The organism is Geodermatophilus obscurus DSM 43160, from assembly GCF_000025345.1.
Classification (GTDB): Bacteria; Actinomycetota; Actinomycetes; order Mycobacteriales; family Geodermatophilaceae; genus Geodermatophilus; species Geodermatophilus obscurus.
Map to the genome: position 1 here is coordinate 241,636 of NC_013757.1, position 25,053 is coordinate 266,688.

Below are 25,053 nucleotides of genomic sequence, written 5' to 3' on the forward strand. Positions count from 1 at the left end.
GCACCGTGTCACTCGCCCCCGGTCGCAGTGCGACCGCACGCCCGGACACCACCGGCTTCCTGCGGTACGTGCCCAACCGCGGTTTCCTGGTCGCCAACGTGGTGCTCGCGGTCGCGTACACGCTGGTCATCAGCTTCGCCTTCGAGCACGGCAACTGGTTCCTGTTCGCGGCCCTGCTGGCCACCGAGTTGTTCCACCTGGTCCAGATCGTCGGCTACTGCTGGACCGTCTGGGGCCGCGACACCGCGCGCACCTTCGACCCGGACTTCAACGCGCCGGTCGACGTCTTCATCACCGTCTGCGGTGAGCCGGTCGACGTCGTCCGCGAGACGGCGCGCGCCGCGCAGGCGATGCGCTACCCGACGCCTTTCCGCGTGTACCTGCTCAACGACGGACTGGTCGCCGGCAAGGACGACTGGCGGGAGATCGAGGAGCTGGCCGACGAGCTCGGCGTCACCTGCATCACCCGGGTGACGCCCGGCGGGGCGAAGGCGGGCAACATCAACCACGCCCTCTCCCGGACCGACAGCCCCTTCTTCGTCGTCTTCGACGCCGACCACGTCCCCCACGCCGACTTCCTGGCCGAGGTCATGGGGTACTTCGTCACCGACGACATGGGCTTCGTGCAGACGCCGCAGTTCTACGCGAACCAGCTCCGCAACCGGATCACTCGCGTGGCCTGGGACCAGCAGACGCTGTTCTTCGGGCCGATCATGGCGGGCAAGAGCCGATTGGACTCCGCGTTCATGTGCGGCACCAACATGGCCGTGCGGCGCAGCGCGATCGCCGACGCCGGCGGCATGTGCGAGTTCAACATCGCCGAGGACTTCCTCACCTCGCTGTTCATGCACGAGCGGGGGTGGAAGAGCGTCTACGTGCCCAAGGTCCTCGCCGAGGGTCTGGCCCCCGACGACTTCCTCAACTACTACAAGCAGCAGTTCCGCTGGACGCGCGGCAGCCTCGAGGTGATCTTCAAGTACAACCCGCTGCTGCGGCAGGGCCTGAGCACGGCTCAGAAGCTGCAGTACCTGCTCTCGGCGAGCTACTACCTCTCCGGCTCGGTCATCCTGCTCGACGCGCTGCTGCCCATCGTCTTCCTGCTCACCGGGGAGACCCCGATCGTGACGTCGACGATGACGCTCGCGCTGGTCTTCGTGCCCTACATGTGGATCAACCTGTACGTGCTGCAGCGCACCAGCAACTTCACCTACAGCTACCAGGCGATCGCCTTCTCGCTCAGCGCGTGGTGGCTGCAGATCACCGCGCTGGTGGCGGTGCTGGCCAACCGCAAGACGTCGTTCGCCGTGACGAGCAAGACCGCCTCCGACGGAGCCCGGCCGAACTTCCTCCGGCTGGTCGTGCCGCAACTGGTCTACGCGGTGGTCGCGGCCGTCGCGCTGGCGATCGGCGCGGCCCGCGAGGGCGCCAGCCCCTCGCTGATGGCCAACGTCGCGTGGCTCACCGTGCACCTGGCCATCGCCGTTCCCTTCATCATGGCGGCCTCGCCGTCGCGCGCGTCCCGCAGTGCGTCGTTCGTCCCCGCCTCGCTCCCGTCCCGGCCGGCCGCGGCTGCCGAGGACCGGGCGACGGCGCCCCCCACCCCGTCGGTCGAGCCGGCCCTCCAGCCGGCCCACGACTGAGCCGCCGCGAGGAGCGCCGTGTCCACCGATCTGCTGTCCGCCCCGCCGTCACCCGCTGTCGGCCCCCGGGCCCGTCACCGCGCCCACCAGGGGTCGCGCCTCGTCGTCCCCCGGCGGAGCGGCGACCCCGTCGTCGTGGGGCTCGTCCACCTGCTGTGCCTCGGCCTCGTCGTCCTGGGCGCCCGGGCCGAGTTCCTCCGGAACTCCATCCGCCTGGACGAGGCGCAGAGCCTGTGGCAGACCAACCACAGCTACGGCGAGCTGCTGCGGATCATCGCCGAGGACGTGCACGTCCCGCTGTACCACGTGCTGCTGCGCACCTGGCGGCTCGTGCTCGGCCCGGACGTCGAGACCGCCCGGCTGTTGTCGCTGGTGTTCCTGCTCGCCGCCGTCCCGGTCTTCTACGCGGTCGCGCGCAAGGTCCTCAGCACGCCGTGGGCGCTGTTCGCCCTCGTCCTGTTCAGCTGCTCGCCGTTCCTGCAGTGGTACGGCAACGAGGCCCGCATGTACTCGATGCTGGTCCTGGTCACCCTGGTCAGCCAGTACTTCTTCCTGACGCTGGTGGCCACCGACCGGACCACCGCCTGGGCCGGCTACGCCGCGGCCGCCGTCGTCGGCGTCTACACCCACTACTTCTTCGCGTTCGTGCTGGTGGCGCAGGGGGTCTACGTCCTGCTCATGTGGCGGCGGCTGCCGCGCACCACGATCGTGAAGATGGCCGGGGTGGCCGGGCTCGTGGGCGCCGCCTACCTGCCGTGGTTCCTCTACTTCCGGTCCCAGGGGTCGGCCTCGGAGACCCGGCCGAACCTCCCAGAGCCGTCGTCGGTCGACTACTCGAACGTCTACTCCCAGTTCCTGTTCGGGTTCCAGAGCGACACCATCAACACCGTCCTGGTGTCGACGTGGCCGCTGCTGGTGCTCGCCGCCCTGGCCAGCGTGCGGGTCGGCGTCCGGCTCGACCGGGCGACGGCCTACCTGGTGGTGGCCGCCTTCGTGCCGGTGCTGCTGGCCTTCGTCGTCAGCCACCTGGTGACGCCGTTCTTCCTGAGCCGGTACATGATCGCCGCGCTCCCGGCGCTGCTGCTGGTCGTCGTCCGCTTCAGCAGCAGCCTCACCCGGCCGGTGGCCCGGGTTCTGGCCGCCGTCCTGCTGGCCGTCACCGTCCTCGGCACGGTGGTGCAGGCCGCGAACCCCGAGACACCGGTGGACGAGGACTACCGCACGGCCGCGCAGCTGGTCGCCGGCGGCGCCACGCCGCAGGACGTCGTGGTGCTCAGCTCGTCGTTCACCGTCTACCCGTTCGAGTACTACTACGACGGAGACGCGCGGGTCGCGACCCTGCCGCTGTGGGACCGGGAGGGATCCGCGCCGGCGTTCGACCCCGCGCAGCTGCCCGAGCAGGTCGAGTCGCTCACCGAGGGACACCGGTACGTGTACCTGCTGCTGAGCTACGACCAGGGCTACGAGGAGGACGTCTTCCAGCACTTCCAGCGCAACTTCGAGCAGACCGCGGTCCACGAACCGTCCCCGGGCCTGCGCCTGCTGGTATACCGCGTCGGCTACAGCGAGCTGCTGCCGGCCGGTGAGCTCGACGGGGTCGGCGACTGACGGTCAGTAGCCCCGGACCAGCCCGATGGCATAGGCGTCCCAGAAGGTCCCGGGGGCCGGGCCGCCGTTGCACGTGCCGTCGGACTCGCCGGGTCGCTTGACCCACAGGAACGCGTCGACCCGGGGCTGCCCGGTCTGCGCCGTCGGGCGCTCGCCGAGGGCGCGGCCCGGGGGGTTGCACCAGTCGCTGCCGGGGCCGTTGCCGTTGCGGCTGGTGTCCACGACGAAGTGGGCGCCGCCCAGCAGCGACGACACCTGATGGCCGTAGGCCACGTTGCTCGCGGTCGTCTGGAAGTTGGAGACGTTCAGCGCGAAGCCGTCCGCGGCGGTCACCCCGGCGGCGCGAAGCCGCTCGGCCATCGTCGCGGCGTCGATCCAGGTCGAGTGCCCGGCGTCGAGGTAGGTGTGGGTGCCGGCGTTGGCCTCGAGCACCTCGACTGCCGACCGCAGCAGCGACAGGCGCTGCGCCGGGTCGCCGCACAGCAGCGCGAGCGCGTCGGGCTCGACGACCACCACCGCCTGCGCGGTCCCGATGCCGGCCGCGACCGCCTGCACCCAGCGGAGGTACTCGGCCGACGAGTCCACGCCCCCGGCTGAGTAGCCGCCGCAGTCCCGGCCCGGGACGTTGTACGTGACGAGGACCGGCACGGCCCCGGCCGCGCGGGCGGCGGTGACCTCCTGGCGGACCGCCGCCGTGACGTCTCCGCTCCACGCCCCCAGCCAGGTCGCCGTGGGCACGCCCGCCAGCTGGGCGAGCGCCGCGGCGTCCTCGGGGCTGCGGCCCGGCTGCGCCGCGGCCAGGGCCGCACCGGTGTTGGGGCCGTGGAAGGTCATCCCGGCGAGCGGGTTGGCCGTCGAGGGGGCCGGGGCGGCGGTCGAGGTCGGTGCGGCGGGCGTCGTGGTGCTCGGCGCACCGGCGGCGGAGCTGCTCGTCGGAGCGGCGCTCGCGGGCGTCGAGGGCGCGGCGGTCGTCGTGCTGCTCGGCGCGGGAGCGCTCGTCGTGGGGCTGGCGATGGCAGGAGCCGGAGCCGGAGCCGTCGTCGTCGGCGCCGGTCGGACCTTGCGGACCTGCTCGATGGCCGGCTGCGCGGCCGGCGTCGCCTCGGGACCGGTGAGCAGCGGCGTGACCAGGCCGGTGCCGACCAGTGCCGCGGCGAGCCCGGACGTCCACAGCAGTCGCCTGCCGCGACCTGGCCGGTGCCGGCCGGAGGTACTGGGCGGCGCGGTGGTGACGACGGGCATGCACGTAAAGTAGTGGACCGATTCCTTCACGTCACCACTCGGTGTAACTCAGCGTGCCTTCGGCCCCACCGTGTGGTTACGGACGGGGTGGATCCGTCCGCGTCGCCCGGACGGATCCACCCCGGTGCTCAGCCCTTCGCGAGGAACCCCGCGAAGCGGGTGCGCAGGTCCTTCTTGGAAAACTTCCCGACGCTGGTCTTGGGCACCTCGTCGATGAACTCGACCGCGTCGGGCAGCCACCACTTGGCCACCTGCGGCTTGAGGTGTTCGAGGATCTCCTCCTCGGTGGCCGTCTCGCCGTCCCTGAGGACGACGCAGGCCAGCGGGCGCTCGTCCCACTTCGGGTGCGGGACGCCGACGACCGCGGCCTCCCTGACCTTCGGGTGGCTCATGATCGCGTTCTCCAGGTCGACCGAGCTGATCCACTCGCCGCCGGACTTGATGAGGTCCTTGGTGCGGTCGGCGATCCGGATCGAGCCGAACGGGTCCATCGCCGCGACGTCACCGGTGCGCATCCAGCCGTCGGGCGTGGTCAGCTCCACCCCGGCGTCGGGGTTGTAGTAGTCCTGCGCGCACCACGGCCCGCGCACCTGCAGCTCGCCGGTGGCCTTGTCGTCCCACGGCTGGGGCTCGAGGGTCTCGGCGTCGACGATCCGGGCCTCGACGCCGAGGAACGGCAGCCCGGCCCGGGACCGCTGGTCGGCCTGCGTCTCGGCGTCGGCGTCGGCGTAGCGCCGCGGCAGGACGCCGGAGGAGGCGACCGGGTGGGTCTCGGTCATGCCCCAGGCCTGCAGGATGGGCAGGCCGACCTGCTCGCGGTAGGCCTCGCTCAGCGCCCTGGGCACCGCGGAGCCGCCGCAGCCGATGTCGCGCAGCTTGTGCGGCCGACCGGCCAGGTGGGGGAGCACGCCCTGCCAGATGGTCGGGACGCCGGCGGTGAAGGTGACGCCCTCCTCGACGATCAGGTTCGCCAGGGCCTCGGGCTGCATCATCGAGCCGGGCATGACCAGCGAGGCGCCCGCGGCCGGGGCGGCCTGCGCGATGCCCCAGGCGTTGGCGTGGAACATCGGCACGACCGGCATCGCGACGTCCCGGATGCCCAGGCCGAAGGCGTTGGGCGCCATGACGCCCATGGTGTGCAGGAACGTCGAGCGGTGCGAGTAGACGACGCCCTTGGGGTTGCCCGTGGTGCCGCTCGTGTAGCACATGTAGGCAGCCGAGTTCTCGTCCGTGACACCGAACTCGACCGGCTGGGCGTCGGCCAGCAGCGCCTCGTAGTCGAGGACCCGCGGGTCGTCGGGGATCTCGTTGTCGCCGCCGTCGTCCATGACCACGACGTGCCGGACGGTCTTCATCGTGTCGACGAGCGGCCACAGCAGGGGCAGCACCGTGCGGTCGACGAAGACGGCCTCGTCCTCGGCGTGGTTGGCGATGTAGGTCAGCTGCTCGGGGAACAGCCGCACGTTGAGCGTGTGCAGCACCCGGCCGGAGCTCGGCGCGGCGAAGTACAGCTCGAGGTGGCGCTGGCTGTTCCAGCCGAAGGTGCCGACCCGGCCGTCGGCGCTGATGCCGAGCGTGTCGAGCACCCCGCCGAGCCGCCGGGTGCGCTCGGCCCACTCCGCGTACGTCGCCCGGGTGACCCCGCCGGGCCCCGCGGTGGCGATCGTCCCGTCGCCGTAGTGCTGCTCGACGTGCCGGAAGATCGCGTCGATGGTCAGGGAATAGTCCTGCATGAGGCCGCGCATGGCCGGATCCTGCCAGTGACCGCGCTCACGATCCACAACGGCCCGGCCGGGACGGGCCAGGTCAGCGGGCCAGCACGACGGGCAGCTCGGCCAGGCCGCGGATGACGAACTCCGGGCGGCGCACCGGCTCCCCGCCGAGCTCCAGCCGGGACGTGCGCTCCAGCAGAGCGCCGAAGGACGCCTGCAGCTCGACCCGGGCCAGCGGGGCGCCGATGCAGAAGTGCACGCCGGCCCCGAAGGTGGTGTGCGGGTTGTCGGTGCGGCCGACGTCGAGGCTGTCGGGGTCGGCGAACACCGCCGGGTCCCGGTTCGCGGCGCCGAGCAGCGCTGCGACCTTCTGCCCCTGCCGCACGGTGGTGCCGCCGAGGTCCACGTCGGCCGTCGCGGTCCGCTCGAACAGCTGCAGCGGCGAGTCGAACCGCATCAGCTCCTCGACCGCCGTCGGCAGCAGGCCGGGGTCCGCGCGGAGCCGGGCCAGCTGGTCGGGGTGCTCGAGCAGCGCCAGCAGGCCGTTGCCGCTGACGTTGACCGTCGCCTCGTGCCCGGCGTTGAGCAGCAGGACGCAGGTGGTCACCAGCTCGTCCTCGGTGAGCCGGTCGCCCTCGGTGTCGCGCACGGTCACCAGGTGGGACAGCAGGTCGTCGCCCGGGGTGCGGCGGCGCTCGGCGGCTAGCCCGCGCAGGTAGGTGACGAACCGGTCCGCCGCACGTTCGGCGGCGTCCTCGACGGCCGCCGTCCGGCCGTACTCGTACATCTTCACGATCGCGTTGGACCACGGCCGCAGCAGCGGCCGGTCGGCCTGCGGGACGCCGAGCAGCTCGGCGATGACGGCGACGGGCAGCTCGTCGGCCATCCCGGACAGGACGTCCGCCGGCTCGGTGCCGCCGGAACGCTCCACCAGGCCGTCGACCAGCTCGGCGGCCAGCTGCTGCACCCACGGCCGCAGCCGCTCGACGTGCCCGCGGGCGAAGGCGGCGCTGACCAGCCGGCGCAGCCGGGTGTGGTCCGGCGGCTCCATCTCCAGCAGCGCGTTGCGGTGGACCAGGTTGAAGGACCGGAACCGCTCCGCCGGCTCCCGGTCCCGCCAGATCCGGCCCAGCCGCCGATCGCGCAGGACGGCGTTGCTCTCGGCGTGGGTGAACGCCAGCCACAGGCCCAGCCCCTCGTGCCACTGCACCGGCGCCTGCGACCGGGCGCGCGCGAAGGCCGGATAGGGGTCGGCGACGACGGTCGGGTCGGTGAGGTCGATCGGCGCGGCCGCGGGTGTCACGCCGGAGCAGCGTAGAAGAAGGACCCCCGTCCTCGTCCCGCCTCGCAAGCTCGGCGCGAGCCTCTGGACGGGGGCCACCCTCGCCCCCCGCCACTCGCAGGCTCGCGGCGGGACCCTGCGTGGGGGCCGCCCCGTCCACCTCCCGCCTTGCAGGCTCGCGGCGGGACCCTGCGAGGGGCCGCTTACGCTCGGACCATGGCCCGCTCCGCGACCCGCAAGCGTCCCGCTGCCCCTGCCACAGGGAACGACGTCAACCCCAAGGCGCCCTGTCCGTGCGGCTCGGGCCGCCGCTACAAGCACTGCCACGGCTCGGGCTACGCCCCGCCGGTGGCCCGGCCGTTCGAGGGGCTGCCCGGCGAGCCGCACTGGGTGGCGCTGCGCGAGCTGGTTCCGGCGGCGACCGCGCCCCTGCGGACGGCAGACGGGCGCGACGTGACCCTGGCCAGCGTGCTGCCCGGCGGGGCTCCGGCCCTGGTCCGCGCCAACGGCGAGATCCTGCTCGGCGTCCAGCTGCAGGGCGGCTCCGACGACGTCAGCCGCGACCTCGGCACGGCGCTGGCCGCCGCCCTCGAGGCGCCTGCCGGCGCGCCGGTCGACCCGGGCCCGCTCGGCGGGGCGGGCTCGGCCGGGCCGCGGCTGCAGGAGCTGGTGGACCTCGGGGCACCGCTCGAGGTGACCGTGCACGAGGACTTCGGCTTCTGGCTCGAGGGTGTCGAGGCCGGGGCCGCGGCGCAGGCCGGGCTGGAGCAGGCCAACGCCGCGATCCTGCCCACGGAGCTGCTGCCCGGCCTCGGCGCTGCCTACTGGGTGCGGCCCGGCGCCGAGCGCGCCCACCTGCGCTGGGTGCGGCCCGAGCCGGAGGAGCGGCTGCTCGACGCGCTGGCCCGGCTGCGCGCCTCGGGCGAGATCCTGCTCGGCGAGGGCACCCGCTACGCCGGCGCCTTCCGGGCGCACGGCCTCCTCGTGCCGGTGTGGGACCTGCCCGCCGAGACCCCGGCCGCCGACTGGACGGACGCCGCCACCGCGTTCCAGGCCCGGCTGGAACAGGCGCTGGAGACCACCGACCCGCTGACCGCCGACGAGCGCCGCGCCCGGGCGGGCCTGCTGTCCCGGCAGGTCACCCTGCGCTGAGACAGGACCCCCCCTGCTCCCCGCCACTCGGAGGAGGACCCCGTCCTACCCGTGCCACGCGAGCTCGGGGCGCAGCCCGGGACGGGCCGGTGGGCGCCGATGCACCGGCCCGGTCGACGTGGGGTAGCGGTCGGCTCATTGTTGGCCGACGCGGCTCACCCGATGCGGCCACTCCCAGGGGCTCGTTACGAGACCGTGACGCCGAGGTGGCGAACAGGGGTTGACGGCAGTGGGTTGTTAACGCTCACACTTGTGCCGCTCGCCACGGGCGGGCCTGCGCCGGGTCGAGCGCGCAGCAGTCTCGAGGAGGAGATCACGTGAGCAAGAGGCTCGGCTTCGCCGCCCTCAGCGCCGGTATGGCGCTGACCCTGGCGGCCTGTGGCGGCGAGGGCGCCGGTGGCAGCGGCGGTGCCGGTGGCGAGGGCGCCGCGGCGGAGGACCTGGCCATCGGCGTCTCGATGCCGACCCAGACCTCCGAGCGCTGGATCGCCGACGGCAACAACGTCAAGGAGCAGCTGGAGGGCGAGGGCTACACCGTCGACCTGCAGTACGCCAACGACGACATCCCCACCCAGTCGCAGCAGATCGACCAGATGATCACCGAGGGTGCCGACATCCTCGTCGTCGCGGCGATCGACGGCACCGCCCTCTCCGGTCAGCTGGAGAACGCGGCGGCCAACAACATCCCGGTGGTCTCCTACGACCGCCTCATCCGCGACACCGAGAACGTCGACTTCTACGTCACGTTCGACAACTTCGCCGTCGGCCAGGCGCAGGGCAACGCCCTGCTGCAGGGTCTGGGCCTGCGCAACGAGGACGGCTCACCCGGCACCGCGACCGGCCCGTTCAACATCGAGCTGTTCGCCGGCTCGCTGGACGACAACAACGCGTTCTTCTTCTTCAACGGCGCGATGGACGTCCTGCAGCCGCTGATCGACGACGGCACCCTGGTCGTCAAGTCGGGCCAGACGAACATCGAGCAGGCCGCGATCCTGCGCTGGCAGCAGGAGACCGCCCAGCGGCGGATGGAGGACCTGCTGACCTCCGCCTACAACGACGGCTCGCGGGTCGACGGCGTCCTCTCGCCGTACGACGGCCTCTCCCGCGGCATCATCACCGCGCTGCAGAACGCCGGCTACGGCCCGACGCTCGACGCCGCCAACCCGATGGCGGTCGTCACCGGTCAGGACGCCGAGATCGCCTCGGTGAAGCTGATCCAGGACGGGGTCCAGAGCTCCACGATCTTCAAGGACACCCGTCTGCTGGCCGAGCAGGCCGTCGCCGCCGCGTCCGCCTTCGCCGAGGGCGGCGAGCCGCAGGCCAACGACACCGAGACGTACGACAACGGCGTCAAGGTCGTCCCGTCCTACCTGCTCCCGGTCGAGACGGTCTTCGCGGACGACATCCAGTCCGTGCTGATCGACTCCGGCTACTGGACGGCCGACGAGGTCGCCAGCGGCCAGTCGGACTGACCACGGCACCCTGAGCCCGGCCGGGCCCGGCAGCACCTGCTGCCGGGCCCGGCCGGTACCACCCGGACACCCCTCCGCGCCCCTGGCCGACCTTGCCGGGGGCAGCGCACACTCTCTCCACCATTCGCGGGCGCCCCAGGAGGCGCCGACGACAGGACGACGAGGTCCCATGGACGACCACATCCTGGAGATGCGCGGCATCACCAAGACCTTCCCGGGAGTCAAGGCCCTGGAGGACGTTAACCTGGCGGTCCGCCGGGGCGAGATCCACGCGATCTGCGGCGAGAACGGCGCCGGCAAGTCGACCCTCATGAAGGTCCTCTCGGGCGTCTACCCGGCGGGGAGCTACGAGGGCGAGATCGTCTTCGACGGCCAGCCGGTCCGCTTCTCCGGCATCCGCGACAGCGAGCACGTGGGCATCGTGATCATCCACCAGGAGCTCGCGCTGGTGCCCTACCTGTCCATCGCGGAGAACATGTTCCTGGGCAACGAGCGGCGCGGCCGCGGCGGGCTCATCGACTGGAACAAGGCCAACGCCGAGGCCGCCCGCCTGCTGGCCGAGGTCGGGCTGGACGAGAACCCGGTGACCCCGGTCGGGCAGCTGGGTGTGGGCAAGCAGCAGCTGGTGGAGATCGCCAAGGCGCTGTCGAAGGACGTGCGGCTGCTCATCCTCGACGAGCCGACAGCCGCGCTCAACGACAACGACTCCGCGCACCTGCTGGACCTGATGCGCCGGCTCCGCGAGCGCGGGATCACCAGCATCATGATCTCGCACAAGCTCGGCGAGATCACCGCGGTCTCGGACAACGTCACGGTCATCCGCGACGGCAAGACGGTGGAGACGCTCAACCTGCACGCCGGCGAGGTCACCCAGGAGCGGATCATCCGCGGGATGGTCGGCCGCGACCTGGAGAGCTACTACCCCGAGCGCGAGTCGCACCCCGGCGAGGAGGTCCTGCGGGTCGAGGACTGGACCGTCTGGCACCCGACCCAGGAGCGCAAGGTCGTCGACGGGGCGAACTTCACCGTCCGGGCCGGGGAGGTCGTCGGGATCGCCGGCCTCATGGGCGCCGGGCGCACCGAGCTGGCGATGAGCATCTTCGGGCGCGCCTACGGCCGCAACATCACCGGCCGGCTCTTCGTGCACGGCAAGGAGGTCAAGCCGCGCAACGTCTCCGAGGCGATCGACGCCGGGATCGCCTACGCGACCGAGGACCGCAAGCACTACGGCCTCAACCTCATCCAGGACATCCGGCGCAACATCTCCGCTGCCGCCTTGGACAAGCTCGCCAGCAAGGGCTTCGTCAACGGCAACGAGGAGATCAAGGTCGCCGAGGGCTACCGGAAGAGCATGAACGTCAAGGCCCCGAGCGTCGCCTCGGTCGTCGGCAAGCTCTCCGGTGGCAACCAGCAGAAGGTCGTGCTGTCCAAGTGGCTGTACACCGACCCCGAGGTGCTGATCCTCGACGAGCCCACTCGCGGCATCGACGTGGGTGCGAAGTACGAGATCTACACGATCATCAACCGGCTGGTCGCGGCCGGTAAGGCGGTGCTGGTCATCTCCTCCGAGCTGCCCGAGCTGCTCGGCATCTGCGACCGCATCTACACCCTGTCCGCGGGCCGGATCACCGGCGAGGTGCCCGTCGGCCAGGCGACCCAGGAGAACCTGATGGAGCTCATGACCAAGGAGAAGGAGCTCGCGGCATGACCAGGACCGTGCCCCCGTCGGAGCCCGAGGCCCAGACGGCGACCGCCCCCAAGGACGTGGCGCCAGCCGTCGCCCTGCACACGGGGACCAGCAACGTCCGCGCGCTGCTGACGAGCAACCTTCGCCAGAGCGGCATCTACATCGCCTTCGTGGCGATCATCGCGCTGTTCACCGTGCTCACCGACGGGACGCTGCTGTCCCCGGGCAACGTCACCAACATCGTCCTGCAGTACAGCTACATCCTGATCCTGGCCATCGGCATGGTCATCGTGATCATCGCCGGGCACATCGACCTCTCGGTCGGGTCAGTGGTCGCTCTCACCGGCGCGGTCTCCGCGGTGCTGGTCATCCAGCAGGGCATGCCGTGGTGGGTGGGCGTGCTCGCGGCCCTGGCGACGGGTGTGGCCATCGGCGCCTGGCAGGGCTTCTGGGTGGCCTACGTCGGCATCCCGGCGTTCATCGTGACCCTCGCCGGCATGCTGCTCTTCCGCGGCCTGACGCTGCAGGTGCTCGACAACATCTCGCTCTCGCCGTTCCCACAGGGATACGGTCGGATCGCCAGCGGCTTCCTCAACGGCCTGCTCGGCGGCAACGGCTATGACGCGTTCACCCTGCTCATCGGCGGGATCGCGGTCGCCGGGTACGCGGTCAGCCAGTACCGCAGCCGCATCGCGCGCATCCGCTACGACCAGCCGGTCGAGTCGTTCCCGCTGTTCGTCGCCAAGATCGCGCTGGTTGGCGCGGTCGTCATGTACTTCGCGTGGCAGCTGGCGCACGCCCGCGGCCTGCCGATCGTGCTGATCATCCTGGCCGTGCTGGTCATCACCTACAGCGTCATCACCACGCGGACCGTCTTCGGGCGCCAGGTGTACGCCATCGGCGGCAACCTGGCGGCGGCCACGCTGTCGGGTGTCAAGGTCCGGGCGGTCAACTTCTGGATCTTCGTCAACATGGGCCTCCTGGCAGGGATCGCCGGCGTCGTCTTCTCGTCACGGTCCAACGGCGCCCAGCCCGGCGCGGGCAACATGTTCGAGCTCGACGCGATCGCCGCGGCGTTCATCGGCGGTGCCGCCGTCACCGGCGGTGTCGGCACGGTCGTCGGGGCCATGGTCGGTGGTCTGATCATGGCCGTCATGAGCAACGGCATGCAGCTCATGGGTGTCGACCAGTCCATCCAGTCGGTGGTCAAGGGCCTGGTGCTGCTGCTGGCCGTGGCCTTCGACGTCTACAACAAGCGGCGGGCAGGCACGTCCCGCTGACGCCCGGGGCGGCCCCACGGTGTTCCCGCGGGGCCGCCCGGCAGGGCACGGACCGAGACGGCCGCAGGCCGGCTCCTCGACGGGGAGGGGTGACGGTGGGGCCCGAGGGGGCGAGCCGAGCGCTGGTCATGTCGGACGTCGCGGCTCGGGCGGGCGTCTCCCACCAGACGGTGTCCCGGGTCATCAACGGGCACCGCAACGTCGCGCCGGGGACCCGGGAGCGCGTCGAGCAGGCCATCCGCGAGCTGGGCTACCGGCCGAACACCGCCGCGCGGGCCCTGGTGACCGGCTCTACGCGGACCCTCGGGTTCGTCACCGTGAACATCAACCAGTACGGCCCGGGGCAGACCCTCGTCGGGCTGGAGCGCGCGGCGCGGGCGGCCGGGTACTCGCTCAGCGTCACCGTGCTCGACGAGGCGACCGCCGACGCGATGCGCGACGCCGTCGACCGCTTCGTCGCCCAGTCGGTCGACGCCGTCCTGGCGCTGGCCACCTACGACGACGCCGCCGAGGCGCTGCACGCGGTGGACACCCCGCTGCCCCTGGTCACGGTGCAGAGCGGCGGGGCGCTCGAGGAGCCCGCCGTGGGCGTGGACCAGGTCGCCGGCGCGCGGCTGGCGACGCGGCACCTGCTCGACCTCGGTCACCGCACGGTCCACCACGTCACCGGCCCCGCCGACTCCCAGGAGTCCCGCGACCGGGTCGAGGGCTGGCGCGCGGAGCTGGTCGCCGCCGGTGCCGCGGTGCCCGTGTGCGTGCACGGCGACTGGACGCCGTCCTCGGGTCACCGGGCCGGCCGCCTGCTCGCCACGCGCCGCCGCGAGGGCGAGGAGGTCACCGCGGTGTTCGTCGCCAACGACCAGATGGCCATGGGGCTGCTCGCGGCGTTCCACGAGGAGGGGCTCGAGGCCCCGCGGGACGTCAGCGTCGTCGGCTTCGACGACCTGCCCGAGGCGCCCTACCTGACCCCGCCGCTGACGACGGTCCGGCAGGACTTCGCCGAGCTCGGTCACCGTGCGGTGCAGCTGGTGCTGGCTCGGCTGGCCGGTCGCGAGCTGCGCCTGCAGCCGGTCCCGCCGGTCCTGCTGGTCCGGTCCAGCAGCGGCCCCGTCCCGGTGGTGAGCATGCCTGCCGGGGTGTGACGGCCGCCCTGTTAGCGCTAACATCCCCGGCGGCGACGCGGCCGTCCGGCCGTCGTCGCAGCCGCCGGGCGGAGGAGGAACCGATGCCGAGCACCGCTGGACCAGCTGACACCGACGTGGTCAGGCCGGACTCCGGGACGCTGTCGGGCCGGGCGGACGTCGTCCGCGACAGGCGGGGTACGGGGACCGGCGGTGCTGCGCTCCGCGGGACCCCGGGCGGGCCCACCACCCCGCGGCGAGAAGGTCGCGACAGATGACGACGGATGCCGGCGAAGCGATCACCGGCGGCCGCACGGCCCTGGGGATCGAGCTGGGCTCGACCCGGATCAAGGCAGTGCTCATCGGCCCGGACCACGCTCCGCTCGCGGTCGGCAGCCACGACTGGGAGAACCAGTTCGTCGAACGGCGGTGGACGTACTCGCTGGAGGCCGTCTGGTCAGGGGTGCAGCAGAGCTTCGCGGCTCTGACGGACGACGTGCGGCAACGGCACGGGGTCGAGCTGGCAGGAGTCGGCGCGCTCGGCGTGTCGGCGATGATGCACGGCTATCTGGCGTTCGACGTCGACGGTGAGCTGCTCACGCCGTTCCGCACCTGGCGCAACACGAACACGGGCCGATCAGCCGAGCGGCTCAGCGCGGAGTTCGGCGTCAACATCCCGCACCGGTGGAGCGTCGCGCACCTGTACCAGGCGGTCCTGGACCGCGAGGAGCACGTCGGTCGGCTCGACCACCTGACGACCCTGGCCGGCTACGTGCACAGGCAGCTCACCGGCGAGAAGGTCCTCGGCATCGGCGATGCCAGCGGCATGTTCCCGATCGACGTCGGTACCGGTGGATACTCCGCTCCGATGCTGGCCCGGTTCGACCAGCTGGCTGCCGAGGCCGGGGCCGAGCTGACCCTCGCCGACCTGCTGCCCAGGATCGCGCCGGCCGGCCAGCCGGCCGGCCAGCTCACCGAGGCGGGCGCTCAGCTGCTCGACCCGACCGGGCGACTGCGTCCCGGCATCCCGCTCTGCCCACCCGAGGGTGACGCGGGCACGGGGATGGTCGCCACCAACTCGGTCGCTCCGCGCACCGGCAACGTCTCCGCCGGGACGAGCATCTTCGCCATGGTCGTGCTCGAGCGGGAGCTCACCCGGGCGCACCGCGAACTGGACCTGGTCACCACGCCGGCCGGCGACCCGGTGGCCATGGTGCACTGCAACAACGGCGCCAGTGAGCTGAACGCCTGGGCCGGTCTGTTCACCGAGTTCGCCCGGGCGATGGGTGCCGAGGTGGACCCGTCGAAGGTGTTCGAGACGCTCTTCACCGCCGCACTGGACGGCGCGAGCGACTGCGGCGGCATGCTCGCCTACAACTACCTCTCCGGGGAGCCGATCACCGACCTCGAGGAGGGGCGGCCGCTGTTCGTGCGGTCCCCGGACAGCAGGTTCGACCTCGCCACCTTCATGCGGACGCACCTGTTCGCCTCCCTCGCCACCCTGCGGATCGGCATGGACGTCCTGCAGAAGACCGAGGGCGTGCGGCTGGACCGGATGTTCGCGCACGGCGGCCTGTTCCGGACCAAGGGCGTGGCGCAACGCTTCCTGGCCGCTGCGATCGACACCCCGGTCTCCGTCGGGGACGTCGCTGCGGAGGGTGGCGCCTGGGGGATCGCCGTCCTGGCTGCGTTCGCCACCGGGCGCTCGCCGGGACAGGACCTGGCCGACTACCTGGACACGGCGGTCTTCACCGGCACCGGCCTGCAGACCGCTGCGCCCGAGCCGGCCGACGTCGCCGGCTTCGACGCGTTCGTGCAGCGGTACGTCGCCGGGCTCACGGTCGAGCGGGCCGCCGTGACATGCGTGTGAGTCCCTGTCCGTGACCACTAGGGCCATGGGTACGAGGGCTCGGACCCCGTACGCCGACGCCGAGACCACGTCCGCCGCACGTCCCGAGGAGCAGCCGGTATGACCGCCACCCAGCCCCGCACCGAGCGAGGCACCCATCGCGCGCAGCGGGAGCACGTCGCCGCGCTGCACGCCGAGCTGACCCGCAACGGGCTGGTCACCTGGACCTCGGGCAACGTGTCCGAGCGGGTGCCCGGCGAGGACCTGTTCGTCATCAAGGGCAGCGGCGTCCTCTACGACGAGCTGACCTGGGAGGGCATCACCGTCTGCGACCTCGACGGCAACGCCGTCGACGGGGTGAAGCGGCCCTCCAGCGACACCGACGCGCACGCCTACGTGTACCGGCACATGCCCGAGGTCGACGGCCAGGTGCACACGCACAGCCCCTACGCCACCGCCTGGGCGGCGCGGGCCGAGCCGATCCCGTGCGTGCTCACCGCGATGGCCGACGAGTTCGGCGGCCCCATCCCGATCGGCCCGTTCGCCCTCATCGGCGACGACTCGATCGGCCGCGGCATCGTCGCCACGCTGCGCGAGTCCCGGTCGCCGGCGGTGCTCATGCAGAACCACGGCGTCTTCACGATCGGCCCGTCGGCGAAGGCGGCGGTCAAGGCCGCGGTCATGACCGAGGACGTCGCCCGCACCGTGCACCTGTCCCGCCAGCTCGGCGAGCCGCTGCCCATCGCGCAGTCGGACATCGACTCGCTCTACGCGCGCTACCAGAACGTCTACGGACAGTGAGGAGAGGTCCCGTCGTGGTCGACCCGTTCGAGGGGCACGAGGTCTGGTTCCTGACCGGCAGCCAGGGGCTGTACGGCGAGGAGACCCTGCAGCAGGTCGCCGAGCAGTCCCAGCGGGTCGCCGCGGCGCTCGACGAGGCCGCCGAGGTGCCGGTCCGGGTGGTGTGGAAGCCGGTGCTCACCGACGCCGCCGCCATCCGGCGGGCGATGGGCGAGGCCAACGAGGACCCGGCCTGCGTCGGCGTCGTCACCTGGATGCACACCTTCTCGCCCGCGAAGATGTGGATCAGCGGGCTCGACGCGCTGCGCAAGCCGCTGCTGCACCTGCACACCCAGGCCGACGCCGCCCTGCCGTGGGCGACGATCGACATGGACTTCATGAACCTCAACCAGGCCGCCCACGGCGACCGGGAGTACGGCTTCGTGCTGACCCGGCTGCGGATGCCGCGGACGACGGTCGCCGGTCACGTGTCCAACCCGCGGGTGCGCTCCCGGGTCGGCTCGTGGGCCCGCGCGGCCACGGCGGCGGCCGCGGCCCGGTCGCTCCGGCTGGCCCGCTTCGGCGACAACATGCGCAACGTCGCGGTGACCGAGGGGGACAAGGTCGAGGCCGAGATCCGCTTCGGCATGTCGGTGAACACCTGGGGCGTCAACGACCTGGTCGCCGTGGTGGACACCGTGGAGGACAAGGCGGTCGACGCCCTCGTCGAGGAGTACGGCGACCTGTACGAGTTCGCCGACGACGCCCGCCCGGGTGGGCCGCAGCACGAGGCGGTGCGCTACCAGGCCCGCATCGAGGCGGCGCTGCGCAGCTTCCTGGAGGACGGCGGCTTCACCGCCTTCACCACGAACTTCGAGGACCTCGGAGGGCTGCGCCAGCTCCCCGGTCTCGCCGTCCAGCGGCTGATGGCCGACGGCTACGGCTTCGGCGGCGAGGGCGACTGGAAGACCGCGGCGCTGCTGCGGACCCTCAAGGTGGCCGCGGCCGGGCTGCCCGGCGGCACCTCCTTCATGGAGGACTACACCTACGACCTCGCCGGGACGCCGAAGATCCTCGGTGCCCACATGCTGGAGGTCTGCCCGACCATCGCCGGCGACCGGCCTCGGGTCGAGGTGCACCCGCTGGCCATCGGCGGCCGCGAGGACCCGGCCCGGCTGGTGTTCACCGCGGCGCCGGGCGAGGGCGTCGTCGTCGGCTGGTGCGACCTGGGCGACCGCTTCCGCTGGGTGGCCAACGAGGTCGACGTGGTCGAGCCCGACGAGCCACTGCCCAACCTGCCGGTGGCCCGCGCGGTGTGGCAGCCGCGGCCGGACTTCGAGACGGCGACCGAGGGCTGGCTGACCGCCGGCGGCCCGCACCACACGGTGCTGTCGACCGCGATCGGCGCCGACGAGCTCACCGACCTGGCCGAGGTCTTCGCGACCGAGCTGGTGGTCATCGACGCTCAGACGACCCGGCGCCGGCTGGCCCAGGAGCTGCGCTGGGGCGCGGCCTACCACCGCCTGGCCCAGGGGCTCTAGGAGAAGGACCCTCCTGCCCCCGCCACTCGCAGGCTCGCGGCGGGACCCTGCAGGGGGGACGCCGACCTGCGGAGACTCGTGCTCTGCCCACCATGGTGGGCAGAGCACGACTCTCCCCGGGGTGGTTCGCTGCGGGCCCGGTCCCTGAGGTCCGCTCACAGCGGGTCGCGGCGGACGGGGCAGGACATGCACCTCGGTCCGCCGCGGCCGCTGCCGAGCTCGGAGCCGGCGATCCGCACGACCTCGATGCCGGCCGCCTCGAGCGCGGCGTTGGTGACGGTGTTGCGCTCGTAGGCCACCGCCAGCCGCGGGGCCAGCGCGAGGGTGTTGTTGCCGTCGTCCCACTGCTCGCGCTCGGCGGTCACCGGGTCCAGGCCGGTGTCGATCACCCGCAGCCGGTCGATGCCCATCGCGGCGGCCGCGGCCTCGAGGAACGGCGCGGGGCCGCGGACGACCAGGTCGGTGGTGTCGTCGTCGTCCGGTGGGACCTCGGCGGTGACCGTCCAGGCGACCAGCGAGGAGGCGACGGCGGGGTACACGACCATGGCGTCGACGTCGACCATGGTGGCGATGGTGTCCAGGTGCATGGTCGCCCGCTGCTGGGCGATCGGGACGACGAGCACCGTGTGCGCCAAGCCGCGGGCGAACACCCGCCGGGCCAGCCGCTCCGCGCCGCCGGGCGTGGTCCGCTCGCCGACGCCGACCGCGACCACGCCGGGCGCCAGCAGCAGCACGTCACCGCCCTCGAGGTGCTCCAGCGAGGCGTCGTAGAGCTGCTCGGCGCCCGCGAAGCGCGGGTGGTGGGCGTAGACGGCGGCGGTGATCGTGCTCTCCCGGTGCCGCGCCGGCATCGCCAGCGAGGTCACCGCCACCTGGTCGCCCACCCACACCGACGAGTCGCGGGTGAACAGCAGGTTGGGCAGCGGGGGGACGACGAAGTCGCCGCGGGCCATGAGCGCCCAGGACAGGCCGCGGGCGCCGGGCAGCTCGTCGTGGGCCACCCCGGCGACCAGCGCGCGGGCGAGGTCCTCGGGGGAGAGGGCGGCCAGGTGTGCGGCGGCGGTGCGCTTGAGCGTCGCGCCCAGCCGCGGGTCGTCGACGGCGGCCGTGATCAGCTCCGCGCGCGCCGCGGGGTCGGTGAGGACCTCGGCCAGCAGCCGGTCGAGGTAGAGCACCTCCACGCCGCGGGCGCCGAGCTCGGCGGCGAAGGCGTCGTGCTCCTCCTGCGCCCGGCGCACCCACGGCACGCCGTCGAAGAGCAGCTGGTCGTTGTTGCGCGGTGTCAGCCGGCGGAGTTCGGCCCCCGGCCGGTGCAGCAGCACGGTCCGCAGCGGCCCGACCTCGCTGGTGGCGCCCCGGACGGCAGCGGGTGTGATCATGCGCCGAGGCTGGCACACGAGCCGTGCCGGCCGCTGGATACGGTGCTCCGGCCGGGGGCCGACGACGTCCCCACGACGCCGAGGAGACCGCCCGTGCACCTGTTCGACCTCACCGGGAAGGTCGCCGTCGTCACCGGCGGCACCCGCGGCATCGGCCTGATGATGGCCCGCGGGCTGCTGCAGGCCGGCGCGTCGGTCTACATCAGCTCCCGCAAGGCCGAGGCCGGCGAGCAGGCCGCCGCGGAGCTGTCGCAGTTCGGCGCGGTCGCGTCGATCCCGGCGGACGTCTCGACCGAGGCCGAGTGCGTGCGCCTGGCCGAGGAGGTGGGCCGCCGCGAGGAGCGGCTGCACGTGCTGGTGAACAACGCCGGCGCCACCTGGGGCGAGCCGTTCGCGACCTTCCCGGCCTCGGCCTGGGACAAGGTGCTCGACCTCAACCTCAAGGCGCCGTTCTTCCTCACCCGCGCCCTCCTGCCGCTGCTGGAGGCCGCCGGCACCGACGACGACCCGGCCCGCGTGGTCAACGTCGGCAGCATCGACGGGCTGCACGCGCCGTCCCTGCCGACCTACTCCTACTCGGCGAGCAAGGCCGGCGTCCACCACCTCACCCGGGTGCTGGCCAAGGAGCTGGGGCCGAAGCGGATCACGGTGAACGCCGTCGCCCCCGGCCCGTTCGAGTCCAAGATGATGGCCGCCACGCTCGCCGCCCGCGGCGACGAGATCGCCGCGTCGTCCCCGCTGGGCCGCATCGGCCGGCCCGACGACATGGCCGGCGTCGTCGTGTACCTGGCCAGCCGGGCCGGTGCCTACGTCACCGGCGCGGTCATCCCGGTCGACGGCGGCCGCGCGACCACCCTCTGACGCCGATGGCCCGACGGCTGCGCTTCGACGGCTGGATCCTCGGGGCCGGCACCGCGTCGGGCACCCGCGTCGTCGTCGGGCACTGGCCGCGCTCCCCGCTGGGGCCGCTGTCCGATGTCATGGTGCAGCGGCCGGACGGCGCCCGGCTGCTGCTGGCCCCCACCCGGGAGGCCGCGGACCTCATCGCCGCCACCTACGCCTTCGACGAGGTGCGGCTGGTCCCGGTCGTGGTGCAGCGGCCGGACCTGCGGACCTGGGTGGTGACCGCCGGCCCGCTGCGGCTGCGGGTCACGACCGGCCGCCGTCCGCCGCTGGGCCGGCTGCTGCGCGCCGTCCCGCCGCCCCTGGCCCGCACGCCGGTGTGGGTGGGTCTGCTGGACCGGCCGGCGCGGCTGCTGACCGGCCTGCGCACCACCGGCTCGGCCGGCAACGGCCGCACCGAGTGGTACGGCGTTCAGGACCTCCACGTGGTCACGGCGCTCGACGCCACCTGGGACGGCGAGCCGCTGGGCGCGCTGGCCGCGGTGCGGCCGCCGGTCACCTTCGGGTTCGGGTCGGTGCCGCCGCGGCCGAGCCTGGCCCGGGTGACGACGACGGTGCAGCTGCCGTGAGCGGCGGCCGGCGGCTCAACCGACGATCAGCTCAGCTGGTCACCGCGGGTCCTGGCTCGCCACCGGTGCTGAGCCAGGACCCGCAGTGGTGATCCCGGCTGATCGTCGCGGACGGTTCAGTCGGGCAGCACGACGCCGGGGTTGCAGACGCCGCGCGGGTCGGGCCGCTGCTCGACCGCGCGCGGCACGTCCACACCCAGCGGGCCGACCTCGCGTTCCAGCCATGAGCGGTTGTCGGCCCCGACGGCGTGGTGGTGGGTGAGCGTCCCGACGGCCCGGCTCGGGTCGCCGGTGGCCGCGCTGACCGTGCCGTCGCCCGGGTCGCGCTCGCGGCACGTCTACGCGCTGCCGCAGCCCGGCGGTCTGGTGCACCCGAGGCTGACGGACCAGCCGGTGCCCGACGACGACCCGGTGCCCCCCGACGCTGAGGTGCAGCAGTTGCTGGACACGGTGAGCACGGCACTGGCCGAGCCGCTGACCCGCGCCGACGTTGTCGGCAGCTGCACCGGGCTGCGGCCGCTGGTGCTGCCCGCCTCGGCCGGTACAGGCCCAGGGGCCGCCCCCGCTTACCTTTCGCGCAGGCACTCGCTGCCGTCGGACGGACCGGTCCTCACCGTCGTCGGCGCCGAGCTGACCACCTACCGGGCGATGGCCGAGCAACCGTCGACGCGATAGTCGCCCGCCTCGGCCGGGGCGGACCGCGGTCGTGCACCGCCCGGCTGCCGCTGGCCGGGGCCGCGCCGCGGGTGGTACTGGACCGTGTCGAGGCACCGGCCCGGCTGGTCACCCGCTACGGCACCAAGGCGCCGGCGGCCGTTGCGCTCGGGTGCGAGCCGCTGGTCGAGGCCCGTCCGGAGACGGTGGGGGAGCCGCGCTTCGCCGTCCGGGCCGAGGGGCGCGGACGCTCGCCGACCTGCTGGACCGTCGGGTGCGGATCGGCCTGGTGCCCGCCGATCGGGAGCGCGTCGTTCCGGTGGCCGAGCAGGTGCTCGACGAGAAGCTGTAGACGCGGCGAGACGGTCGATGCTGCTGATGGGAGGCAGGTCGTCACGACAGTCACTAGGCTCCCCGCTGCGGCAGAACAGGGCACACCCGACCGCCGCGAGGGGGTACGACGTGGCACTGGATGCTGGGGTGCTGACCGAGCTGGAGTCGATCGTCGGGCGGGAGCACGTCCGGCACGAGCAGGGTGAGGTCGCGCCCTACGCCCGCGACGCCACCCCGCTGTTCTCCTCCCCGCCGGACGCGGTGGTCTTCCCGGCGCGGACGGAGGAGGTCGCCGCCGTCCTGCGGCTGGCCACCGCCCGCCGCATCCCGGTCGTGCCCCGCGGTGCGGGCTCGAACCTGTGCGCGGCGACCGTGCCGCTGCAGGGCGGGATCCTGCTGGTGCTCACCCGCATGGACCGCGTGCTCGAGATCAGCACCGAAGAGCTGCTGGTCCGCGCCGAGCCGGGCGCCACCACGGCCACCGTCGCCGAGGCCGCCGCGGCCCAGGGGCTGCTGTTCGCGCCCGACCCGGGCAGCCGCACCGTCTCGACGGTGGGCGGCAACGTGGCCACCTGCGCCGGTGGCCTGCGCGGCCTCAAGTACGGCGTCACCCGCAACTACGTGCTCGGTCTCGAGGTCGTGCTGCCCACCGGCGAGGTCATCCGCACCGGCGGCCGGCTGTGGAAGGACGTCGCCGGCTACGACCTGACCCGCCTGCTCACCGGGTCGGAGGGCACCCTCGGCGTGATCACCGAGGTGACGCTCGCGCTCCTGCCCATGCCGGCGACGGCGAGCACCGGGGTGGCCTACTTCTCATCCCTTGCCGAGGCCGGCCGCGCGGTGACTCAGGTCCTCGCTCACGGCGTGGTCCCGGCGACGCTGGAGTTCCTCGACCGCACCTGCATCGGCGCGGTGGAGGACTACGCCCGGCTGGGGCTGCGCGGCGACGCCGGGGCGCTGCTGCTCTTCGGGGACGACGGGGAGCCGGACGCCGTCGAGCGCAACCTGACCCGCATGGGCGAGTTGTGCGCCGACGAGGGCGCGCTGGAGGTCACCGTCGCCAAGGAGATCGCGCAGTCCGAGGCGCTGCTGGCCGCCCGCCGTTGCGCGCTGCCGGCGCTGTCCCGGCTGGACACGCTGACCGTGCTCGAGGACGTCACCGTGCCCCGCCCGCGGCTGGCCGAGATGGTCGACCGGATCGAGGCCGTCGCCGCCCGGCACGACCTGCTGATCGGCACCTTCGGCCACGCCGGCGACGGCAACCTGCACCCCACGGCCGTGGTCGACGTCCGTGACCCGGCGGCCGCCGACCGCACCCACGCCGCCTTCGCCGAGATCTTCGCCGCAGCCCTGGAGCTCGACGGCACCATCACCGGGGAGCACGGCGTCGGTGCGGCGAAGCTGCCCTACCTGCGCGACCGGCTGGGAGACGACCAGATGGCCCTGCTCCGACGGATCAAGACCGCCTTCGACCCCGCAGGCATCCTCAACCCCGGGAAGACGGGCTCGTGAGCGCGGAGGTGCCGGGCGCCACCGACGCCCCGGGTGCCGCTGGCGCGGCTGCCCGCGGAATCTTCCCGCCCGAGCTGCTCGACCGGTGCATCTCCTGTGGGTTCTGCCTGCCGGCCTGCCCGACGTACGCGCTGAGCAAGGACGAGAAGTCCTCGCCGCGCGGGCGGATCACGCTGATGCGCGCGCTGGAGACCGGCGTCCTGGAGGACGACGACCCGACGCTGCGGGAGGAGTCCTCGTTCTGCCTGGGCTGCCGGGCGTGCGAGCCGGTCTGCCCCGCCGGCGTGCAGTACGGCGAGCTGCTCGAGCGCTGGCGCTCGCACCAGTGGCAGGGCCGGCGTCGCCCGCCGCTGGCGCGGGTGCTCACCAACGTCGTCGTCCGCAACTGGCTGGTGCGCCGTCTCGGCACCTTCCGCCGGCACGCCCGCACGGCCACGTCCTCCCCGCAGGGTCCGCACCTGATGCTGGGCTGCTTCGAGCGCGCGCTGTTCCCGGCGGTCAGCCGGGCGGCGCGGCGGCTGCGCCCTGAGCTCGACGCCCCTGGGGACCAGGGTTGCTGTGGCGCCCTCCACGCGCACAACGGCGACCTCGAGCTGGGCCGGTCGATGGCCCGGCGGCTCGGCGAGCAGCTGCCCGGCCGGATCGTCACCACCGCGGGTGGCTGCGCGGCGCACCTGGCCGGCGTGCTGGGCCGCGACCGGGTGCAGGAGTTCTCCGAGTACGTGACCCGCGACGGCTCGGCGTCCTTCGGCGAGCTGCGGGTCGACGGACGGCGGGCGCGGGTCGCGCTGCAGGACTCCTGCCACCTGCGCAACGGGATGGACGTCTGGCGGGAGCCGCGGGAGCTGATCGCCGCCGTCGCGGACTACGTCGAGCTGCCCGGCGCTGCGCAGTGCTGTGGCTCCGCGGGCACCTACTCGCTCCTGCGACCCAAGGACAGCCGCCGGGTGCTGGCCCCGAAGCTCGACCAGATCGAGGCGGCCGGTGTCGACTACGTCGTCGCGGTCAACCCCGGCTGTCAGCGGCAGCTGGTCACCGGGTTGCGGCGCCGCCGCTCCCGGGTGCGTGTGCTGCACCTGACCGAGCTGCTGGCCGCCGCGCAGGACGGCGGGCTGCCCGGCCGCAGGCTGCGGCTCGGGGCGCGGCCGGGCCGCCGGACCGAGGTCCCCGCCGACGAGGCCGCCGGGCTGGCCGCCCACCTGAACGACCGGCCGATGCCCGACGACCCGGGCGCGGCCGGTGCCGGCCGGCCCGATGCCCTCGACGGCTCCGCGGGTCTGGACGAGACACACCGCAGCTGACCCCGCCGCCCGGTCAGGCGGCCTGGGGCTGCCTCC

20 protein-coding genes are annotated in these 25,053 nt (G+C 73.1%); 15 read left to right on the forward strand and 5 right to left on the reverse strand.

The genetic code is table 11. From position 1 onward, the window contains the following. Positions 1–5: 5 nt before the first annotated feature. Positions 6–1,640: a glycosyltransferase gene (locus GOBS_RS27900; RefSeq protein ID WP_012946478.1), complete on the forward strand. Its 1,635-nt coding sequence runs from the start codon at positions 6–8 to the stop codon at positions 1,638–1,640. An 18-nt stretch (positions 1,641–1,658) separates the two neighbouring features. Further along, positions 1,659–3,248 carry a glycosyltransferase family 39 protein gene (locus GOBS_RS01150; RefSeq protein WP_012946479.1) on the forward strand — a complete coding sequence of 530 codons (1,590 nt, stop codon included), beginning with the start codon at positions 1,659–1,661 and terminating at the stop codon, positions 3,246–3,248. A 3-nt stretch (positions 3,249–3,251) separates the two neighbouring features. Here the strand turns inward: GOBS_RS01150 and GOBS_RS01155 are convergent, their stop codons facing one another. The 3 genes from GOBS_RS01155 to GOBS_RS01170 all read right to left on the reverse strand — a co-directional run bounded on the left by GOBS_RS01155 (position 3,252) and on the right by GOBS_RS01170 (position 7,505). Further along, on the reverse strand, positions 3,252–4,490 hold the full coding sequence (locus GOBS_RS01155; protein ID WP_081448766.1) for a glycoside hydrolase family 6 protein: 1,239 nt from the start codon (positions 4,488–4,490) through the stop codon (positions 3,252–3,254). A gap of 128 nt (positions 4,491–4,618) precedes the next feature. Continuing rightward, the gene (locus GOBS_RS01165; RefSeq protein WP_012946481.1) at positions 4,619–6,235 is read right to left on the reverse strand and encodes a long-chain fatty acid--CoA ligase; all 1,617 of its coding nucleotides are present in this window, start codon (positions 6,233–6,235) and stop codon (positions 4,619–4,621) included. A 61-nt stretch (positions 6,236–6,296) separates the two neighbouring features. Continuing rightward, on the reverse strand, positions 6,297–7,505 hold the full coding sequence (locus tag GOBS_RS01170) for a cytochrome P450 (protein ID WP_012946482.1): 1,209 nt from the start codon (positions 7,503–7,505) through the stop codon (positions 6,297–6,299). 195 nt (positions 7,506–7,700) lie between these two features. Here GOBS_RS01170 and GOBS_RS01175 point away from each other — a divergent pair, with 195 nt between their 5' ends. The 8 genes from GOBS_RS01175 to araA all read left to right on the forward strand — a co-directional run bounded on the left by GOBS_RS01175 (position 7,701) and on the right by araA (position 18,366). Beyond that, positions 7,701–8,636, forward strand: coding sequence for a DUF5926 family protein (locus tag GOBS_RS01175; RefSeq protein ID WP_012946483.1), 936 nt, complete (start codon positions 7,701–7,703; stop codon positions 8,634–8,636). A gap of 317 nt (positions 8,637–8,953) precedes the next feature. Beyond that, entirely contained in the window at positions 8,954–10,108 is a 1,155-nt protein-coding gene (gene chvE / locus GOBS_RS01180) for a multiple monosaccharide ABC transporter substrate-binding protein (protein ID WP_012946484.1), read from the forward strand. 169 nt (positions 10,109–10,277) lie between these two features. Next, positions 10,278–11,816 carry a multiple monosaccharide ABC transporter ATP-binding protein gene (mmsA, locus tag GOBS_RS01185; RefSeq protein ID WP_012946485.1) on the forward strand — a complete coding sequence of 513 codons (1,539 nt, stop codon included), beginning with the start codon at positions 10,278–10,280 and terminating at the stop codon, positions 11,814–11,816. Then, the gene (mmsB, locus tag GOBS_RS01190) at positions 11,813–13,075 is read left to right on the forward strand and encodes a multiple monosaccharide ABC transporter permease (RefSeq protein ID WP_012946486.1); all 1,263 of its coding nucleotides are present in this window, start codon (positions 11,813–11,815) and stop codon (positions 13,073–13,075) included. The genes mmsA and mmsB overlap by 4 nt, the downstream gene beginning before the upstream one ends. Before the next feature lie 89 nt (positions 13,076–13,164). Next, complete coding sequence (locus GOBS_RS01195) at positions 13,165–14,217, forward strand: LacI family DNA-binding transcriptional regulator (protein ID WP_243697612.1); 1,053 nt, start codon at positions 13,165–13,167, stop codon at positions 14,215–14,217. 253 nt (positions 14,218–14,470) lie between these two features. Then, positions 14,471–16,066: a xylulokinase gene (locus GOBS_RS01200; RefSeq protein WP_012946488.1), complete on the forward strand. Its 1,596-nt coding sequence runs from the start codon at positions 14,471–14,473 to the stop codon at positions 16,064–16,066. Positions 16,067–16,165: 99 nt separating this feature from the next. Then, positions 16,166–16,846: an L-ribulose-5-phosphate 4-epimerase gene (locus GOBS_RS01205; protein WP_012946489.1), complete on the forward strand. Its 681-nt coding sequence runs from the start codon at positions 16,166–16,168 to the stop codon at positions 16,844–16,846. Positions 16,847–16,860: 14 nt separating this feature from the next. After that, positions 16,861–18,366, forward strand: coding sequence for an L-arabinose isomerase (gene araA / locus GOBS_RS01210; protein WP_012946490.1), 1,506 nt, complete (start codon positions 16,861–16,863; stop codon positions 18,364–18,366). A 155-nt stretch (positions 18,367–18,521) separates the two neighbouring features. Here araA and GOBS_RS01215 read toward each other — a convergent pair whose 3' ends face one another. Further along, positions 18,522–19,745, reverse strand: coding sequence for an arginine deiminase (locus GOBS_RS01215; RefSeq protein WP_012946491.1), 1,224 nt, complete (start codon positions 19,743–19,745; stop codon positions 18,522–18,524). A 93-nt stretch (positions 19,746–19,838) separates the two neighbouring features. On the opposite strand from GOBS_RS01215, the gene GOBS_RS01220 reads away from it, so the two are divergent. Beyond that, positions 19,839–20,606: an SDR family oxidoreductase gene (locus tag GOBS_RS01220; RefSeq protein ID WP_012946492.1), complete on the forward strand. Its 768-nt coding sequence runs from the start codon at positions 19,839–19,841 to the stop codon at positions 20,604–20,606. Between the two features lie 5 nt (positions 20,607–20,611). Further along, entirely contained in the window at positions 20,612–21,217 is a 606-nt protein-coding gene (locus GOBS_RS01225; RefSeq protein WP_012946493.1) for a hypothetical protein, read from the forward strand. Between the two features lie 116 nt (positions 21,218–21,333). On the opposite strand, the gene GOBS_RS25885 is transcribed toward GOBS_RS01225, so the two are convergent. After that, positions 21,334–21,438 (reverse strand): hypothetical protein, encoded by a 105-nt coding sequence (locus GOBS_RS25885; RefSeq protein ID WP_243697711.1) that lies wholly within the window; start codon positions 21,436–21,438, stop codon positions 21,334–21,336. Positions 21,439–21,475: 37 nt separating this feature from the next. On the opposite strand from GOBS_RS25885, the gene GOBS_RS27905 reads away from it, so the two are divergent. The 3 genes from GOBS_RS27905 (at position 21,476) to GOBS_RS01240 (ending at position 25,017) form a co-directional block, all read left to right on the forward strand. Further along, positions 21,476–21,892, forward strand: a complete 417-nt coding sequence (locus tag GOBS_RS27905; protein ID WP_049788105.1) for a hypothetical protein — start codon at positions 21,476–21,478, stop codon at positions 21,890–21,892. 441 nt (positions 21,893–22,333) lie between these two features. Then, positions 22,334–23,716 (forward strand): FAD-binding oxidoreductase, encoded by a 1,383-nt coding sequence (locus GOBS_RS01235; RefSeq protein WP_012946494.1) that lies wholly within the window; start codon positions 22,334–22,336, stop codon positions 23,714–23,716. Further along, positions 23,713–25,017 carry a (Fe-S)-binding protein gene (locus GOBS_RS01240; protein ID WP_012946495.1) on the forward strand — a complete coding sequence of 435 codons (1,305 nt, stop codon included), beginning with the start codon at positions 23,713–23,715 and terminating at the stop codon, positions 25,015–25,017. Before GOBS_RS01235 ends, GOBS_RS01240 begins: the two co-directional genes overlap by 4 nt. Positions 25,018–25,053: the final 36 nt, after the last annotated feature.